This is a genomic window from Mycobacterium sp. 360MFTsu5.1, assembly GCF_000383495.1.
Taxonomy (GTDB): domain Bacteria; phylum Actinomycetota; class Actinomycetes; order Mycobacteriales; family Mycobacteriaceae; genus Mycobacterium; species Mycobacterium mucogenicum_B.
The window spans coordinates 474,121-493,495 of the sequence record NZ_KB911465.1; the positions used below are offsets into that span (position 1 = coordinate 474,121).

Annotated in this window: 2 protein-coding genes (1 of these 2 cut by a window edge); both read right to left on the reverse strand. The window is 70.0% G+C overall.

Features of this window, described 5'->3' with window-relative positions:
* Positions 1 to 2,970: an MMPL/RND family transporter gene (locus H289_RS30380; protein WP_231387995.1), complete on the reverse strand. Its 2,970-nt coding sequence runs from the start codon at positions 2,968 to 2,970 to the stop codon at positions 1 to 3.
* On the reverse strand, positions 2,967 to 19,375 hold the 3' portion of the coding sequence (locus H289_RS0112025; RefSeq protein ID WP_020101047.1) for a non-ribosomal peptide synthase/polyketide synthase. 14,530 nt of this gene lie beyond the right edge of the window; 16,409 of the gene's 30,939 nt are visible here — the last part of the coding sequence; the start codon falls outside the window, past its right edge; it ends in the stop codon at positions 2,967 to 2,969. The genes H289_RS30380 and H289_RS0112025 overlap by 4 nt, the downstream gene beginning before the upstream one ends.

Below are 19,375 nucleotides of genomic sequence, written 5' to 3' on the forward strand. Positions count from 1 at the left end.
CTAGCTCAGGGCGGGCGCCGGGTTCCGCTTGGTCCGCGACGGCCACCAGTTGTACTTGCCGACCAGCACGGCGAGCGCCGGCACCGTGACGGTGCGGACGATGAGGGTGTCGATCAGCAGGCCCACGCCGATGATGAAGCCGCCCTGCACCATCGAGCCGATGCTGCTGAACAGCATGGCGAACATGGGTGCGGCGAAAATCATTCCGGCAGAGGTGATCACGCTGCCGGTGCTGCGCACGGTGCGGATGACGCCCGAGCGGATGCCGTTCGGGGACTCGTCTCGGATCCGGGAGATCAGCAGCATGTTGTAGTCGGCGCCGACGGCCACCAGCACGATGAAGGCCATGCCCGGGGTGCTCGCCGCCATGGGCTGACCGCCGAGGATCTGCAGCACGATGACGCCGATGCCGAGCGACGACAGGCACGAGAGGATCACGGTGCCAACGAGATACAGCGGCGCGACGACGGCCCGCAGCAGCAGCACCAGAATCAGGAAGACCACGATGACGGTCATCAGCACGATGTACCGCAGGTCCTTGTTGAAGTAGTCGCGCAGTTCCGCGTAGTACGGCGTCATGCCCGACATCGCGATCTTGGCGTCCGCCAGCGACGTATTCGCCTGGGCGCCTTGCGCGGCGGCGAGAATCGCCTTGACCTGATCCATGGCCTTGGTGTCGTACGGGTTGAGCTTGGACTCGACCAGGTACCGCGCCGAATGCCCGTCCGGCGACATGAAAACCCGGGCCAGATCCTTGAATTTGTCGTTGCCCAGGATTTCCGGGGAGATGTAGAAGCCGGCGGCTCCCGGCTCGGACGCGTGCAGTTTCATCGCCAGCAGGAATGCCGACGCGTGCGAAAGACCTTCGCCGAGCTGCTTGGTCTGATCGTCGAGGACGCGCAGCCCTTCGGCGATCTTGCGGCTGCCCTCGGCCAGGGCGTTGGCGCCCTCCTGCAGGGCGGCCATGTTCTGCTTCATGCCGCCCGGGCTGCTGGCGCCGCCACTGCCGCCGGCACCGCCAAGGGAGCGAAGGGCTTTGGCCGCGGAATCCAACGACGGCTGCATCTTGTGCAACCCGTCCGAGAGCCGCTGCAGTTGGTCGCGCTGCCCCGCACAATCCGGATCGGCATCGCAGCCGGGGTTGTCCTTGCGCTGCTGCAGCAGCGCATCGGCCATGGCGACCATGTCCTGGAAGTTCTGGCTGCCCGACCGCGGCGGGATGTTCGGCACGTCACCGGAATTGCGCACGCTGTCCAGCTGCCGCTGCGCGTCCTGGAATTCCTGCGAGCTCTCCAGCTGGTCCTTGATGCTCGCCATGCTCTTGTTCAGGTTGTCGAGCACGCCCATGGTCTTGGTCAGCTGTGTGCGCACGGTGGCCAGGCTGTCGGCGAGCTTGCCCGCGCCGCCGACCAGAGCCTGTCGTTGGTCGACACTGCCGTTGATCTTGTTGGTGGCTTCCGCGAGTTTGTCGCCGATCTCGCCGGCCTGGTAACTCAGCGTCGCCTGTTCCAACGGGGCGCCGGTGGGCCGGGTGACGCCGCGGACGGCGGCGATATCGGGCAGCTGCGCGACGCGCTGCGCCATCTGTTCGAGGTCGGCGAGGCCCTTGGTCGTCCGCAGGTCGTGCGGCGACTGGACGAAAAGGTACTGCGGCGCCGTCACACTCGCCGGGAAGTGCCGCTCGATGGCGGCCATGCCGATATTGCTCTCCGCCGACGCGGGCAGCGCCGTGCGGGCGTCGTAGCTGGTGTGCAGCCAGCCGACGCCGGCGGCGAGCGCGATCAGCACGACGAGGCTGCCGACCAGATGCACCACGGGGCGCCGCACGATGTTGATGCCGGACCGGTGCCAGAAGCGGCTGGTCAATTCCTTGCGAGGCCTGGCCCAGCCGCGCCGCCCGACGAGCGTCAGGATCGCCGGCAACAGCGTGATCGACGACAGGAACGCCACCGCGATCGTGACCGCCAGCGCCGGGCCGGTGGTCGAGAAAACCTTCAGGCTGGTGAAACTCATGCCCAGGAACGTCACCGCGACGGTGGCCGCCGACGCCGCGATCACCTTGCCGATGGCGGTCAGCGCCCGCGCCACGGCCTCATCGGAATCGAGTCCCTGCCTGAGGTATTCGTGGTAGCGGCTGATCAGGAAGACGGCGTAGTCCACGCCGGCGCCGATCATCATGGCGCTCATGAACACGACGGTCTGCTGCGAGATGGGCAGACCCCACGTCGCCAGGGCTGCCACGCCCTGTGTCGCGGCGGCCTGCGACACCGTGATGGTCGCCAGCGGCACCAGGATGGTGACGATATTGCGGTACACCACAAAGAGAATCAGCAGCACCATGACGACCGTGGCGGTCTCGATGACTCGCAGATCACGCAACCCGAGCTGTTCGCGTTCGGCGACGGTGGCCGTCAGGCCCGTCATGTGGTAGTTGAGCGACGAGCCGGCAGTCCCTTGATTCAAGGTGTGGTCAACGATGCCGACGACGCGCTTGTACGCCTCGCTGGACTCTGGCGAGCCCAGCTCACCCCGGATACCGACGGGGATGAACCACGCCTTGTTGTCCTTGCTGGCCAACACTTCTCGCATGGGCGGCTGCGAGATGAAGTCCTGCACCATCACCACGTCGGCGGTGTCGCGGTGCAGGCTGTCGACCAGGGTGCGGTAGACGTCTTCGTCGGCCTTGGTCAGGCCGTTCTCGTCGGTGAGGACCACCAGCGCGATGTTCTGGATCCCGGGTTCATGGAACGCGGACGTCATGTCCCGGGTCGCCGCCATGACCGCGGAGTTGCTCGGCAGCAGCTCCTGGTTCCGGTCGCTCGCCAGCTTCATCAGCGGCGGCACGGCCGCCGACAGCGCCACGACGAGCAGCAGCCAGGCGCCGATCACGGCCCAGGGCCGGCGTAGCACCAATCGCGCCAGCAGCTCGAAAGCCCCGGCGAACACACCTTTGCCCGACCGAGCTATCACGTTGCCTCACCGCTCAGATACCTGCCGTACTCGGCAAGCGCTTCGACGGTCAGCATCTCATGGTGCCCGCGTCGCACCTCGTGCACCGTGACGGTGCCGGCCACATGCGGGCGCCAGCTCTGTGCGAGGAAGGCGCCGCGAGCGTCGTCGCCCCCGGCGGCCGCGATCACCACGACATCTCCGTCGAACCGCCCGGCCTCGTGCTCCCGGTACAGCGCGACGTTGGTGTCGAAGTTGCGCACCAACAGGTCCATCAGGCCGTCGTCTACGATGCCGGCCAGCTGGTCCCGGTCGACCGCCTGGTTCGCGACGCGCAGGCTCGGCTCGGCGTCGAGCAGTACCAACCGAGCGACAGTGGCGCCGCGCCGCTGCAGCTCGACTGCGACAGCATGCGCGACGACACCACCGAACGACCAGCCCAGCAGGTGGTACGGGCCCGACGGCTGTGCGGCCTGAATCCGGTCGGCGTACGTCGCCGCCATGTCGCTCAGCGATCCCGGGGTGTCCGTGGCCGGCTGCTGAATGCCGACGATCGGACCGTCGACGTAGCCGCCGAGCACCTGGTACGGCCAGCTGATGCCGCTGACCGCGTGCAGGCAGAACAGTGGGACGCCCGTACCGGTCCCCAGCACCTGCACCGGTGCGATCTCCGGCCCGGCCGCGCCGTCCTTCGTCAGCCGCTCGGTGAGCGCCTGCACCGTGGGTGCCTCGAACACCGTCGTCACCGACAGCTCGATGCCGAGGTCGGCGCGGACGGCCGCGACGAGGCGCATCGCCGAGATGCTGTCGCCGCCGAGGTCGAAGAACGACTCGTCCACGCCGACCCGCTCGACGCCGAGGACCCGGCCGTAGACGGCGGCCAGCGCGACCTCGGTGGCGGTGCGCGGAGCCAGGTGGGCGCCCGCGCGGTATTCGGGTGCGGGCAGCGCGCGGACATCGAGCTTGCCGTTGGTCGTGACCGGCAGCGCCGGCAGCGCGACGATGGCGGCCGGGACCGCATGGGCCGGCAGCAGGTCGGCGAGCTGAGCGCGCAATGCTGCGGGATCGGCGGTGCCGGTGATGTATCCGACGAGGCGTTTGTCGCCGGCGCGGTCCTCGCGCACGATCACCGCCACCTGGTCCACGCCGTCGAGCGACGCCAAAACCGTTTGCACTTCGCCGAGTTCGATGCGGAAGCCACGAATCTTGACCTGCTCGTCGGCCCGGCCGACGTAATGCAGCCGGCCGTCGTCGTCCCAGCGCACGAGGTCGCCGGTGCGGTACATCCGCTCCCCCACACCGGGGAACGGGCAGGCGACGAACCGGCCGGCGGTCAGCTCCGACCGGCCGGCGTAGCCGACGCTCACGCCGGCACCCGCGACGTACAGCTCACCGACGACGCCCGCCGGAACCGGGCGCAACCAGCCGTCCAGCACGAACAACGCCGTGCCGGGTACCGGCGTGCCGATCGGTACCGAAGCTGCGCCGGCTGTCAGCGGTTCGGTCACCGCCGCGTACACCGTGGTCTCGGTGGGGCCGTAGGCGTTGATCACGGTGTGCCCGCGCGCCGTCCAGCGGTCGACCAGATCGGCCGGGCACGCCTCACCGCCGAGCAGCAAGGCCAGTGGCGCCAGCGTGTCGGGCACCAACGCGCCTGCTGCGGAGGGGGTTTGGGTGAGCACGTTGACCTGTTCGGCCGCGAGCAGACGCTGGAACTCGTCCGGGCTCGTGGTCACCGCCTCCGGCACGATCACCAGTCGACCGCCGTGCAGCAGCGCGGCCCAGATCTCCCATACCGAGAAGTCGAACGCGTACGAATGGCACTGCGTCCACACCGGGTCCGCGGGCAGGCCCGCGAGTCGTACCCCGAACTGCCGCGCCGCGTTGCGGTGCGCCACCGCAACTCCCTTGGGCACGCCGGTGGTACCGGAGGTGTAGATCAGGTAGGCGACGCTGTCGGCATCCGGGTCCGGAAGCCTTGTGGCGGGCCCGTTTTCACTGGCAGAGCCGATGACGACCGGGCCGTCGAACGCGCCGAGGCGGCCGGCCAGGTCCGCGGTGGTGACGGCGACGCTCGGTGCCGCGTCGGACAGCAGGAACGCGAGCCGCTCCGCCGGCAGTGCCGGATCGATCGGCAGATACGCCGCCCCGGTCTTGAGGACCGCGAGGATCGCCACGACCGCGTCGATCGACCGGGGGAACAGCAGTGCCACGGTCTGCCCCGGACCGGCGCCGGCGTCGATCAGCCGGTGCGCCAACCGGTTCGAGGCCGCGTCGAGGTCGCGGTAGGTCAGCGCGCGGTCCGGTCCGGTGAGCGCGACAGCATCCGGGGTGCGGTCGACCTGGGCGGCGAAAAGTGCCGGAATCGATGCGGGTACGTCGGCTGTGGCGGTGCGGTTGCCGATGCGGTCCAGCCGCGAGCGCTCTTCGGCGGCAAGCAGATTCACCGACGCGAGCCGCCCGCTGGGCGCGGTGGTCATCGCGACCAGCACGCGTTCGAACCGCTCGACGAGCCTGTCGATGGCGGCTGCATCGAATACCGCGGTGTCGTACTCGAGGCGCAGGCCGAGTTCTTCGCCCGGCATGGCCTGCACCGTCAACGGATAGTGGTTCTGCTCATGGCTGCTGAACTCGGTGATGGTCAGGTCCCCGGCGCCGCCTGACGCGGCGGCACCCAGCGGGTAGTTCTCATACGCGAACAGCGTGTCGAAAAGCCGGTCCTGACCGGTGATCCGGTGCATCTCGGCGAGTGACAGATGCTGGTGGTCGAGCGTGCGGTTGTGCGCATCCTGCATCTGGTCGAGCAGTTCGGCCACGGTGGTGACCGCGGTCGCGGTGGCGCGTACCGGCACGGTGTTGATCATCAGGCCGACCATCTCGTCCGCCCCGGCCACATCGGTCGGGCGGCCCGACACCGCGGTTCCGAACACCACATCGTGGCGGCCGGTCAGCTGCATGAGCAACTGTGCGTAAGCGGCCTGCAGGACGACGTTGACGGTGGTGTGGCGCGCCCGCGCCAGTTCTGCGACGGCGTGTGTGGTTTCGGCCGACAGCGCCGCGGATTTCACGCCACGGCCACCCGATGCGGACCGTGCTGCGACCAGTGTCGGGGTGTCGACACCGGCCAGCACCTCGGCCCACGCGGTGCGTGCGGCATCGAGGTCCCGATCGGCGAGCCACGTGACGAAGCGGCGGTACGGAACCGGCGCAGGCAGCCGGTAACCGTGATAGCCCGCGAAGATCTCGCGCAGCAGGACCGGCAGTGACCAGCCGTCCATCACGACGTGGTGGTTGGTGAGCACCAACCGGTGCCGGTGTTCGCCGGTGCGGATCAATGCAACCCGGAACAGCGGCTGGTCGCTGAGGTCGCACACCGCGGCACGCTCGGCGGCGCAGATGTGCGTGACCTCGTCGTCGGCTGCGTCCAGCACCCGCCAGGCAACGTCGGGCGCCGCCGGGATGACCTGCACATCGAGTCCGGCGTAGAAACGGGCCGCGATGTTCGGGTGCCGCTGCACCACCGTCTGCACGGCGTCGCGCAGCCGCTCCGCGTCGAGCGGGCCGGCCAGCGTCAGGTCCAGTTGCACCGCATACAGATCGGCGTCGGCGCCCAGCTGTGCGGCGTGGAAGAGCAGACCCTGCTGCAGCGGCGTCACCGGCAGGATGTCAGCGACGGCGTGCGCACGCTCCAGCTCGTCGATCTGCTGCTGGCTCAGCCGGGCCGGTGCGATATCCGACGGCGTCAGACCGCCGCCGCCCGCACGCACCAGGGCGCAGATGCCGGTCAGCGCGTCGAACCACAGGCGGCTGAGCAGCTCGACCTGGTCGCCGTCGAGCGCCGACGGCGCCCAGGTCCAATTGGCATGCAGCTGCGGGCCGGCGTCGGTGTCGACTGTGCCGGCGTTGAGCTCGAGGGTGTGCATCAACGGCATCGGTACCGCGGTCGCCAGACCGGTGACCTCAGCTGCTGCCGCACCGTCCCGACCGACCTGCCACAGTTCGTCGGACAGCTCGGACCCGCCACCGAGGCGGCCCAGGTAGTTGAATCCGATTGCCGGGTCGTCGGTTTCGAGATCGACGTCGTCGTTGAGGTAGCGCAGCAGGCCGTAGGTCAGGCCGTCCGGCAGTGCGCGCAGCTGCTCCTTGGCGTCCTTGAGCACCGCGCCCAGGGCGGCATCACCGGAGGCCACCTGGGTCCAGGAGAGGTCCCCGACCGTGACGGCCACCGGGTACTTGGTGGTGAACCAGCCGACGGTGCGCGACAGATCGACGTTCTCGGTGATCTCGTCTTGCCGGCCGTGGCCTTCCACGTCGATGCCGATGGTGCGGCCACTACCGGTGAATTCGGCTATCGCCAAGGCGAATCCGATCAGCAGGACGTCGTTGATGCCGGCGTGGAACACCGCCGGCGCCTCACGCAGCAGCGTTTGCACGGTGTCGACGTCGTCCAGCGTCACCGAGAGCTGCCCGGCCGTGGCCAAGGTGTCCCGCTCCGGCTGCACGGCGGGCAACAGTGCCGGCGTCGCAGCCGCCTCCCGCCACGCCTCGGCCTGCGCAACCACCTCGGGCGCCGCCGCGTGTTCGACGAGGACCTGCGCCCAGCGCTGGAACGACGTGCCGCTCGCCGGCAGTTCGACGGGCTGCCCCGCGCGGGACTGCAGCCACGCGACGTTCAAGTCCTCCAACAGGATTCGCCACGACACGCCGTCCACCGCGAGGTGGTGGATGATCAGCACGAGCTGACGCGCCGGTGCCACCCACAGTGCGCTGAGCATCACGCCGGCCGCCGGATTCAGCCGCGACCGCGCCGCGATGACCGCGTCTTCGGTCAGCTCGTCAACCGTCTGCAGGCACTCCCTGGCATCGACAGCGCCCGCGTCGGGCACCTGCAGCGACCAGTCGGCGTCGGCCCGCAGCCGTAGCATGGCATGCCGGTCCACCAAGGCCTGCAACAGGATTGCGACGTCGGCCTCGGTGACGCCCGCCGGGGCCTGCACCACCATGGTCTGGTTGAACTGGCCCGTCGGCCCGTCCACGCCCGCCAGCCACCGCATGATCGGTGTGGCGGTCACCGGGCCGACCCCGGCGTCGGCGACATCGGCAGTGTCGCCGACGGTTTCGACCACCAGGGCCAGGCGCGCCACTGTCTGCTCGACGAAGACGTCGCGCGGACGGCAGCTCAGACCGGCCGCCCGTGCCCGGGCCACCACCTGCATCGACATGATGCTGTCGCCGCCCAGTTCGAAGAACGAGTCGTCCACGCCGACCCGGTCGACGCCGAGAACGTCGGCGTAGACCGCGGCCAGCGTCTCCTCGACCGGGGTTCGCGGCGCCCGGTACTGATCGGCGTTGCCGTACGTCGGGGCCGGGAGCGCGCGGCGGTCCAGCTTGCCGTTCGGCGTCAGCGGCAGCGTCGCCATCGCGACCACGGCGGCCGGAACCATGTACGCCGGAAGATGTTTGGCCACCGCGGTCCGCGCCTCGGCCGGGTCGGCGGTGCCGGTGATGTAGCCGACGAGTCGCTTGTCGCCGGGGCGATCCTCGCGCACGATCACCGCGGCCTGGCGGACGCCGTCGAGACCCGCCAACGCCGTTTGCACGTCGCCCAATTCGATGCGGTAGCCGCGAATCTTGACCTGTTCGTCGGCGCGACCCAGGTACTGCAGCTGGCCATCGGCGCCCCACCGGACGAGGTCGCCGGTGCGGTACATGCGTTGCCCCGGGGCGCCGAACGGGCACGCCACGAAGCGCGATGCGGTCAGCCCGCCGCGCCGCACGTATCCGGCCGCGACGCCCGAGCCGGCGACGTACAACTCGCCGACCACGCCGACCGGTACGGGGCGCAGCCGCTCGTCCAGGACGAAGGACGCCGCGCCCGAAACCGGCGTGCCGATCGGTACGACGGGCGAACCCGCGGTGAGCGGTGCGCTGACCGCGGCGTAGATGGTGGCCTCGGTGGGGCCGTAGGCGTTGAGCATGACGCGGCCCGCTCGGGTGCCGTCGGTCGCCCAGCGGTCGACGAGCTCGGGCGGGCAGGCCTCGCCCGCGACCACCAGCGACGTCGACTCCAGCCCCGCCGGCGACAACATCATTGCGGCGGAGGGGGTTTGCGTCAGCATCGTGACGCCTTCGGCGACCAACAGTTCGTGCAGTTCTTCCGGCGATCGGGCCACCGTCTCGGAGACCACGACGAGGCGTCCGCCGTGCAGCAGGGCCCCGAAGATCTCCCACACCGACACGTCGAAGGCCAGCGAGTGCCATTGGCTCCAGACGCGTGCCGTGGGCAGTTGGTCTTTCAGCTCGCCGAGCAGCCCCACCACGTTGCGGTGTGTGATGGCAACACCCTTGGGTACACCGGTGGTGCCCGAGGTGTAGATCAGGTACGCGACGTCGCCCGTGTCCGGCGCCGGAGGCGTTGTGGCGGGCTGGTTTTCGATGTCGGTGTCGGCGACGTCGAGGACCGGCTGGTCGAATCCGGCCAAGCGCTTGACCAGATCGCCGGTGGTGACGGCGGCGACCGGCGCGGCGTCGCCGAGCATGAACTCGATGCGCGCCGACGGCAGTGCGGGGTCGATCGGCAGGTACGCCGCCCCGGCCTTGAGGACCGCGAGGATCGAGACGATCGCGTCGGCCGAGCGGTGGAACAGCAACGCCACCGTCTGTCCCGGACCGGCGCCGAGATCGATCAGCCGGTGCGCCAACCGATTTGCCGCCGAGTCCAGTTCCGCGTAGGTCAGGGTCCGGCCCTGCCAGGTGAGCGCTCCCGCGTCGGGTGTGCGGGCCACCTGGGCGGCGAAAAGCTCGGGGAGGGAGACGGCTGCCCCGGCCGGCGCGGTGAGCACCGCACGGTGCCCGAGCTCGTCGAGGCGGTCCTGTTCGGCGGCGTCGACGAGACTCACCGACGACAGCGCCTGCCGCGGTTCAGCCGTCATCGCCGCCAGCAGCAGTTCCATCCGGTTGACCAGTGCGGCAACAGTTTCCGCGTCGAACACGTCGGTCCGGAATTCCACCTCACCGCCGATGCCGGCGGGTGCACCTGTCGCGGTCCAGCGTTCGGACAGCGAGAAGGTCAGGTCCATGCGGGCGGACTGGGTGCCGAGCGGGATCGACGTGACGTCAACACCCTTCAACCCGGAGCCGGCGGCGGGGTCGGTAAGGCCGGTGAAGTTCTGCCACGACAGCATCACCTGCACCACCGGATGGTGGGTGAGGCTGCGGGCGGGGTTCAGCCGCTCCACCAACAGCTCGAACGGCACGTCCTGGTGCTCGAAGGCCTCCAGGCTGCGGCTGCGGACCTGGTTCAGCAGGTCGGTGAATGTCGGGTCGCCGGTCAGGTCGGCACGCAGCACGAGGGTGTTGACGAAGAAGCCGACGAGATCGTCGAGTGCGGGATCGCGCCGTCCGGCGATCGGGAAGCCCACGGCGACATCGGCATTCGCGCTGACCTTGGCGAGCAGTGCAAGGAGTGCCGCCTGCACGACCATGAAGGTCGTCGCGTTGTGCTCCCGGGCCAGCCGGGCCGCCTGCTCCTGCAACTCGGCGGGCCACTCCACGGCGACCGTGGCGCCGGCCATGTCGGCCACCAGCGGGTACGGCCGGTCGGTGGGCAACTGCACGCGCTCGGGCAGTCCGGCCAGCGCGTCCTCCCAGTACGCCAGCTGCGCCGCCACCCGGCTGCCGCTGTCGTCGAGACGGCCGAATTGTGCGCGCTGCCAGAGCGTGTAGTCGATGTACTGCACCGGCAGCGGTGCCCAGTCGGGCGCCTGTCCGGCGCAGCGGCCGGCGTAGGCCAGTCCCAGGTCGGCGACCAGCGGCCGCAGCGACCAGCCGTCGGCGGCGATGTGATGCACCACGGCGACCAGGACGTGTTCGTCGTCCCCGACACGGAAGAGGCGCGCCCGCAACGGGATATCGATGGCCAGGTCGAAGGTGCTCCGCGCGGTCGCCTCGAGGGCGTCGTGCAGGCGGGTCTCCGACCACTGCGTGGCATCGACGACGTCCCAACCGAAATCGGCACGCGCCGCGGGGACCACGACCTGCTGGGGCGTGCCGTCGGGCGCGGTGAGCAGCGTGCGCAGGCTCTCGTGGCGGCCGACGACGTCGGACAGCGCGGCGCCGAGGGCTTCGACGTCGAGTGGTCCATCGATCCGCAGGGCCGTCGCCATGTTGTAGACCGGCGAGGGTCCCTGCACCTGGTCGACGAGCCACAATCGGTTCTGCGCGAACGACAGCGGCACCACGTCGGGGCGCTCGGCCACAGTCAGCGGTTGCAGACCACGCTCACCCGTGACGATTCGCGGCGCCAGCTGGGCAATGGTGGGCGCCTCGAAGACCGCGCGGACCGGCAGGTCGACGTCCAGTGCGGAGTTGATCGCCGCGACCAGCCGCATCGTCGACAGTGAGTCGCCGCCGAGATCGAAGAACGAGTCGTCGACGCCCACCCGCTCGATGCCGAGCACCTGTGCGTAGACGCCGGCCAGGATCTCCTCGGTGAGGCTGCCCGGCGCCCGGTACACGCCCGCAACGTATTCCGGTTCCGGCAGCGCGCGGGTGTCGAGCTTGCCGTTGACCGTGACGGGAAGTTCCGGCAGGCCGATGACGGCCGCCGGGACCATGTAGCCCGGCAGGCGCTGCGCCAGCGCGGCGCGCACCCCCGCCGGATTCACCGACCCGACGACGTAACCGACCAGGCGCTTGCCGCCGGCCTCGTCCTCGCGGGTGACCACCACCGCCTGCTCGACACCGGCCACCGCCGCCAGGGCAGACCGCACTTCACCCAGTTCGATGCGATGGCCGCGGATCTTGACCTGTTCGTCGGCGCGGCCGAGGTAGCGCAGCTGCCCGTCGGGACCCCAGCTTGCCAGGTCGCCCGTCCGGTACATGCGCGTTCCGGGCGCGCCGAACGGGCACGCCATGAAACGTGTTGCGGTCAAGGCGGATCGGCCCCAGTAGCCGACCCCGACGCCGCGGCCCGCCACATAGAGTTCGCCGATCGCGCCCGGCCGCACCGGCCGCAGCCACTCGTCGAGCACGAACAGCGCGGCACCCGGGACCGGCGAACCGATCGGCGGCGCACCGGATCCCGGCGCCAGCGGCGTGCTCTTGGACACCCACATGGTCGTCTCGGTCGGCCCGTAGACGTTGAGCATGACGCGTCCCGGCGCCCACCGGTCCACCAGTTCCGGCGGGCACGCCTCGGCACCGATCAGCAGGGCCATCGACCCCAGGCCCTGCGGCGACAGCAGACTGACCGCGGACGGGGTCTGTGCGAGCACCGTGACGCCCTCGCGAACGAGCAAGGCGTGGAACTCATCCGGCGAGCGGACCACCGTGTCGGGCACCACCACCAGGCGCCCGCCGTGCAGCAGGGCCGCCCAGATCTCCCACACCGAGAAGTCGAACGAGTACGAGTGGAACTGCGCCCACACCTGCCCGGGTGCCAATTCGACCCCGATGTCCAGCCCCGCGAAGAGCTGCGTGACGTTGCGGTGCGTGACGGCGACGCCCTTGGGCTGCCCGGTGGTTCCGGAGGTGTAGATGATGTGCGCGATGTCGTCAGGGCGCGGTCCCGAAATCACTGTGGCAGTCCCGTTTTCCCGACCGGATACGGCCGCCGCATCCAGCACCGGCGTACCGAGACCTGACATGTCGGCGACCAGTTCGGTGGTCGTGAGCAGCAGCACCGGCGACGCGTCGGCGACCATGAACTCGACGCGTTCCGCGGGCAGTGCGGGGTCGATCGGCAGGTACGCCGCGCCGGTCTTGAGCACCGCGAGGATCGCGATGACCGCGTCGGCCGAGCGGGGGAACATCAGCGCCACGCTCTGTCCCGGGCCCGCGCCGCGGGCCGCCAACGCGCGCGCCAACCGGTCCGCGGTGTCGTTCAGCTCCCGGTACGTCCAGGCCGAGTCCTGGTAGGTCAGGGCCACCGCATCGGGGGTGCGAGCCACCTGCGCGGCGAACAGTTCCGGAACCGTTTGCCCGGCAACGGGTTCGGTCAGGACGGCGCGCCCGCTCCAGCGGTCCACCGTGGCCCGCTCGTCCGGCCCGAGGGCGTCGATCGCCGACAGCGGCCGGCCCGGATCGGCGGCCATGGCCGCCAGCGCGGTCTGCAGCCGCTCGACCATCGCCGCGATGTCGGCCGTATCGAACACCGTCGTGTCGTATTCGACGCGGATGGTCAGCTCGCGGCCCGGCTGCGCCTGCACGGTCAGCGGGTAATGCGTGGATTCGTGGGTGGCGACATCGGTGACGGCCAGCTCGGCATCGCTCGACAGGGCCGCGGTGTCGACGGGGTAGTTCTCGAACGCGAACAGCGTGTCGAACAGCTGGTCCTGACCGGTGATGCGGTGAATGTCATTGAGCGCCAGGTACTGGTGGTCCAGCGTCTCGTTGTATCCGTCCTGCAGCTGATCGAGCAGCTCGGCCGCCGTGGTGGTCGCGGTGAGGTTGGCGCGGACCGGGACGGTGTTGATGAACAGGCCCACCATCGATTCGACGCCGGAGACCTCCGCGGGTCGGCCGGAGACCGTCGTGCCGAACACCACGTCGTGGCTGCCGGTGAGCCAGCACAGGAGCTGGGCGTACGCGGCCTGCAGCACGGTGTTGACGGTGGTGTGCCGGGCCCGCGCCAAATCGGCCACCGCCGTGGCGATTTCCGCCGGGAGCGTGACGGTCTCGACGCCGCGCGGCCCCGATTCCGTGCGGCCGGCGGGGGCGACCAAGGTGGGCGTATCGAGGCCGCGGAGCAGCTCACCCCATGCCGCGGTGGCCGCGCCGTGGTCCCGGTCGGCCAGCCAGCCCACGTAGTTGCGGTACGGCGTGGCCGGCGGGAGCCGGTGACCGTGATAGCCGGCGAAGATCTCCGCCAGCAGGATCGGCATCGACCAGCCGTCGAGCACGATGTGGTGGTTCGTGAGCACGAACCGGTACCGGTCAGGTGCCACCCGGATCAACGCGGCCCGGAAGACCGGCCCTGCACCGAGGTCACATACCGCCGCACGCTCGGTCGCGCGGATGTGTGCCACCTGCGCGTCGCTGTCGAGTTCCAGGTATTGCCAGCCGATTTCGGGCTGGGCCGGGATGACCTGGACCGGCTGGCCGAACCTGGAATGGAAGCCCGCCACCAGATGCGGATGGCGGGCGACCGCGGCACACACGGCGGTGTGCAGCCGGACGGCGTCGAGCCGGCCGGTGACGCCGATGTCGAGCTGTCCGGCGTACAGGTCACCGCCACTCTGGGCGGTGGTTGCGTGGAAGAGCAGGCCCTCCTGCACCGGGGTCAGGGGCAGTACGTCGGCGACGCCGCCGCACCGTTCCAGGTCATCGAGCTGCTGCTGGTTGAGTCGGGCCGGCGCGATGTCGGACGGTGTCAGGCCACCGCCGCCGTCCGAGACGTGGGCGCAGATTCCGGACAGCGCCTCGAACCACAACCGGCTCAGGCGCGTCACCTGTTCCGCGTCGAGTGCCGACGGCGCCCAGGTCCAATTGGCATGCAGCCGTGGACCGTCCGGCGTCTCGGCGGCGCCGGCCCCCAGTTCCAGGGTGTGCATGAGCGGCATGGGGATCGCCATGGCCGCGGTGGACGTGCGGTCCCCGATGCGCCAGAGGTCCTCGGACAGTTCGGCGGTGCCACCCTGGCGCCCGAGGTAGTTGAAGCCGATGGCCGGATCATTGCCGTCCACAACGGGATTCAGGTACCGCAGCAATCCGTAGCTGAGCGGGTCCGGCAGTGCCCGGAGCTGCTCCTTGGCGTCCTTGATGACGGCGCCCAGCGCCGCGTCACCGGCGATCACCTGTGCCCAGCTGATGTCCCCGAGGGTGATCGAAACCGGGGACTTGGTGGTGAACCAGCCGACTGTGCGGGTCAGGTCGATGTCGGAGCCCAGGTCTTCATGACGCCCGTGCCCCTCGACATCGATGCCGATCGTCCCGCCGTGCTCTCCCGCGAATTCCGCCAGCGCCAAGGCGAATCCGATGACCAGGATGTCATTGATCCCGGCGTGGAACGCCGCGGGCACTGCGCTCAGCAGCGTCGTGGTGGTCTCGGCGTCGAGTTCGGCGGCCAGGTGTCCCGCGGCGGCAAAGGTATCGACAGCGGGCTGCACGGCGGGCAACACAGCCGGTGCCTGCGTGATCCGCTGCCAGGCCGCGGCGTGACCGGCGACGTCATCCGTGTGGGCGTGCTCGGCGAGCACCTCCGCCCACCGCCGGAACGAGGTGCCAACCGCCGGCAATGCCACGGGCTGTCCGGCCCGGTGTTGCACCCACGCGATGTTCAGGTCTTCCAACAGGATTCGCCACGACACGGCGTCGACCGCCAGGTGGTGGATGACGATCGCGAGTTGCCGGCTGTCAGCCACCCACAGCGCGCTGAGCATCGCCCCGGCAGCGGGATTGAGCTGCGCGCGCGCCGCGGCCAACGCGTCGTCGGACCAGGTGTCGGCGGTGTGCAGGCAAGCGCGTGCAGCCACGGCGCCGGCCTCGGCGGTGCTCAACCCGCCGTCCTCATCGACACGCATCCGCAGCGTGGCGTGGTGATCGAGCAGGGCCTGCAACAGGATTACCGCGTCCGCCTCGGTGGCGTGCGCCGGGGCCTGCACCACGACGGTCTGATTGAACTGGTCGGTGGGGCCGTCGACGGTGCGCAGCCATTCGATGATCGGGGTGGCCGGTAGCGGCCCGACACCCGAATCGGCTTCCGCGCCGGAGTTTTCGCTCACCTCGACCACCCGGGCCAGCCGGGCGACGGTCTGCTCGACGAACAGGTCCTTGGTCCGGCAGGTCAGGCCTGCCGCCCGCGCGCGGGTCACGACCTGCATCGACGAAATGCTGTCGCCGCCGAGGTCGAAGAACGAGTCGTCCACGCCGACACGCTCGACACCGAGCACCGCGGCGTAGATGCCGGCGAGTATTTCCTCGATCGCGTTGGCGGGCGCACGGTAATCACCCGTGGCGTATTCGGGCGCCGGCAGCGCCCGGACATCGAGTTTGCCGTTGGCGGTCAACGGCAGCTCCGGCACCACGACCACCGCGGCCGGAATCATGTACGCCGGCAACCGGTCTGCCAGCGCGGCGCGAACCGTCTCGGGCTCGGCCGAGCCGGTGAGATAGCCGACGAGTCGCTTGTCCCCCGGGCGGTCTTCGCGGGCGATCACCGCGGCCTGGTCCACACCGTCGACGTCCGCCAGTGCGGCCTGGATATCGCCCAGTTCGATGCGGTAGCCACGGATCTTGACCTGATCGTCGGCCCGGCCCAGGTAATCCAGTTGGCCGTCGGCACGCCACCGCACCAGGTCGCCGGTGCGGTACATGCGGGCCCCGGGCCCACCGAACGGACAGGCGACAAAGCGTCCGGCGGTCAGTCCGCCGCGGCGCAGATAGCCTGCCGCCACGCCGCCGCCGGCGAGGTACAGCTCACCGACGACACCGATCGGAACCGGCCGTAAATGGCTGTCCAGCACGAACGTTGCGCCGTTCGGCACCGGCGAGCCGATCGGCACCGTCGGCTCACCGGGCGTGAGCGGTGCGCTGATCGCGGCATAGATGGTCGCCTCGGTGGGTCCGTAGGCGTTGATCATCACGCGGCCGGCCCAGCGGTCGACCAGATCAGTGGGGCACGCCTCGCCCGCGACCACGAGGGTGACGCCGTCGAGGCCGTCGGCCGAAAGTGCGCCTGCCGCAGACGGAGTCAGGCTCAGTACGCTGACCCGCTCGGCCACCACGAGCGCGTGGAGGTCCTCCGGTGCCCGCGCCACCGACTCCGGCACGACGACCAGCCGGCCGCCGTTCAGCAGCGCACCGAAGATCTCCCACACCGAGACGTCGAAAGCCAGCGAGTGCCACTGGCTCCATACACCGGCGGTCGGCAGGCCCGAGCCTGGTGCGGCGATCAGCTGGGTGACGTTACGGTGCGCGACGGCAACACCTTTGGGGACACCGGTGGTGCCGGAGGTGTAGATCAGGTAGGCGATGTCGTCTGCGGCGGGCCCGGCCAGGGCGGTGTCGGGCTGGGCGGCCCCGGACGGATCGTCCACATCGAGCACCGCGATGTCGAGACCTGAGACCCGGTCCGCCAGGTCGCCTGTGGTGATCACCGCGACCGGCGTCGCGTCCGCGAGCACGAATTCGACGCGCGACGCCGGCAGTGCCGGATCCAGCGGCAGGTACGCCGCGCCGGTCTTGAGTACCGCCAGGATCGCCACGATGGCTTCCGCGGACCGCGGCAGCAGCAGTGAAACCGTCTGTCCCGGACCGGCGCCATGGGTGGCGAGCAGGTGCGCGAACTGGTTGGCCCGTTGATCGAGTTCGCGGTAGGTCAGGGTGTGGCCCGCGCAGCTGAGTGCCTGCGCGTCCGGCGTGCGCGCGACGACCGCGGCGAACAGTTCCGGGATCGACACGTCATGGGCGGGCCGTTCCAGTGCCGCGCGGTTGGCGAGTTCGTCGATGCGCGCGTGCTCGGCGTCGTCGAGCAACCCGACCCTGGACACCGGCGCGGTGGGATCGGCACTGACGGAGGCCAATACGCGCTGTAGCCGCTCGATCAGCGTCTCGATGCTCGCCGCGTCGAAAACGTCGGTGCGATATTCGACGGTCCCCGCGATGCCGGCCGGTGCGCCGTCGTCGGCCCAGCGCTCGCCGAGCGAGAACGTCAGATCCATGCGGGCGGTTTGGGTGTCGACCGGGACCGGCGTCACCTCCAGGTCACCGAGCGTCAGCCCGGCGCCGTGCGCCTGTTGGCCCGGGAGGTTCTGCCACGCCAGCAGCACCTGCACCAGCGGGTGATGCGTCAGGCTCCGCGCCGGGTTGAGCCGCTCGACCAACACCTCGAACGGCACGTCCTGGTTCTCGTAGGCCGCGAGGCTGCGCTGCTGCACCTGCGCCAAGAGGTCGGCGAACGTCGGGTCACCGGACAGGTCGACGCGCAACACCAGGGTGTTGACGAAGAAGCCGACGAGGTCGTCGAGCGCCGGGTCGGTGCGGCCGGCGATCGGGAAGCCCACGGCGACATCGGGGCTCGCGCTGACGGCGGACAGCAGCACGGCCAGGGCCGCCTGCACCACCATGAATCCGGTGGCGTTGTGGTCACGCGCCACCTGCGCGATCTGCTGCTGCAGCTCGGCCGGCCAGTCGATGGCGACGGTCGCGCCGTGCTGATCCGCCACGAGCGGGTACGGCCGGTCGGTCGGCAGTTGCAGCCGCTCGGGCAGCCCCGCCAACGCGTCCTGCCAGTAGTCGAGCTGCGCCGCAATCGGGCTGTCACCGTCGTGCAGATCCCCGAATTGCGCACGTTGCCACAGCGTGTAGTCGACGTACTGCACCGGCAGCTCCGACCACTGCGGTGCCAGTCCGGCGCACCGGCTCGCGTAGGCGACGCCCAGGTCGCGCGCCAGCGGCGTGATGGACCAGCCGTCGGCCGCGATGTGATGCACGGCGGCGACCAGGATGTGCTCGCCGTCGGCAACCCGGAACAGGCTGGCCCGCAAGGGAATCTCGGTGGCGATGTCGAAGGCGTACCGCGCCGCATCGGCTACCGCGGCGTCCAGCCGGCCCGTGGTCCAGCCGGTCGCATCGGTGCTCTCCCAACCGATGTCGGCCTGCGAGGCCGGCAGCACGACCTGCTGCGGTACACCGTCCGGGGCGACGAACACGGTCCGCAGCGCCTCGTGCCGGGCGACGACATCGACCAGCGCGGCGTGCAACGCGTCGGCGTCCAGGTCTCCGGTGAGACGCAGCACCGTGGCGAGGTTGTAGGTCGCGGACGGGCCCTGCAGTTGTTCCAGGAACCACAGGCGATTCTGCGCGAAGGACAACGGGATGACCGCGGGCCGCTCCCCTGCCACCAGCGGGTCCCGCCGCGGGGCGGACGCCCCGACCCGCGGCGCCAGCCCGGCGATCGTGGGCGCCTCGAACACGGTACGCACTGCCAGGTCCGTGTCCAGTGCCGCGTTGATCGCGGCGATCAGGCGCATCGCGGCGATGCTGTCGCCGCCGAGATCGAAGAACGAATCGTCCACGCCGACGCGGCTGTGTCCCAACAGATTCGCGAAGATGCCGGCCAGGATTTCCTCGACGGCGGTTGCCGGCGCCCGGTAGTCGCCCGCCACGTAGTCGGGCGCGGGCAGGGCGCGCGTATCCAGTTTGCCGTTGGCAGTCAACGGCAAACGGTCCAGCGTCATGATCGCCGTCGGCACCATGTAGCCCGGAAGCCGGTGCGCCAGTTCGGCCCGCGCCGCGGCCGGGTCGACCGTGCCGGTCACGTAGCCGACGAGCCGTTTGTCACCCGGCCGGTCCTCACGGGCGATCACGACGGCCTGCTGCACCCCGTCCAGGGCGGCCAAAGCTGTTTGCACGTCGCCGAGTTCGATGCGGTAGCCGCGGATCTTGACCTGTTCGTCAGCGCGGCCCAGATAGGTCAGCTGTCCGT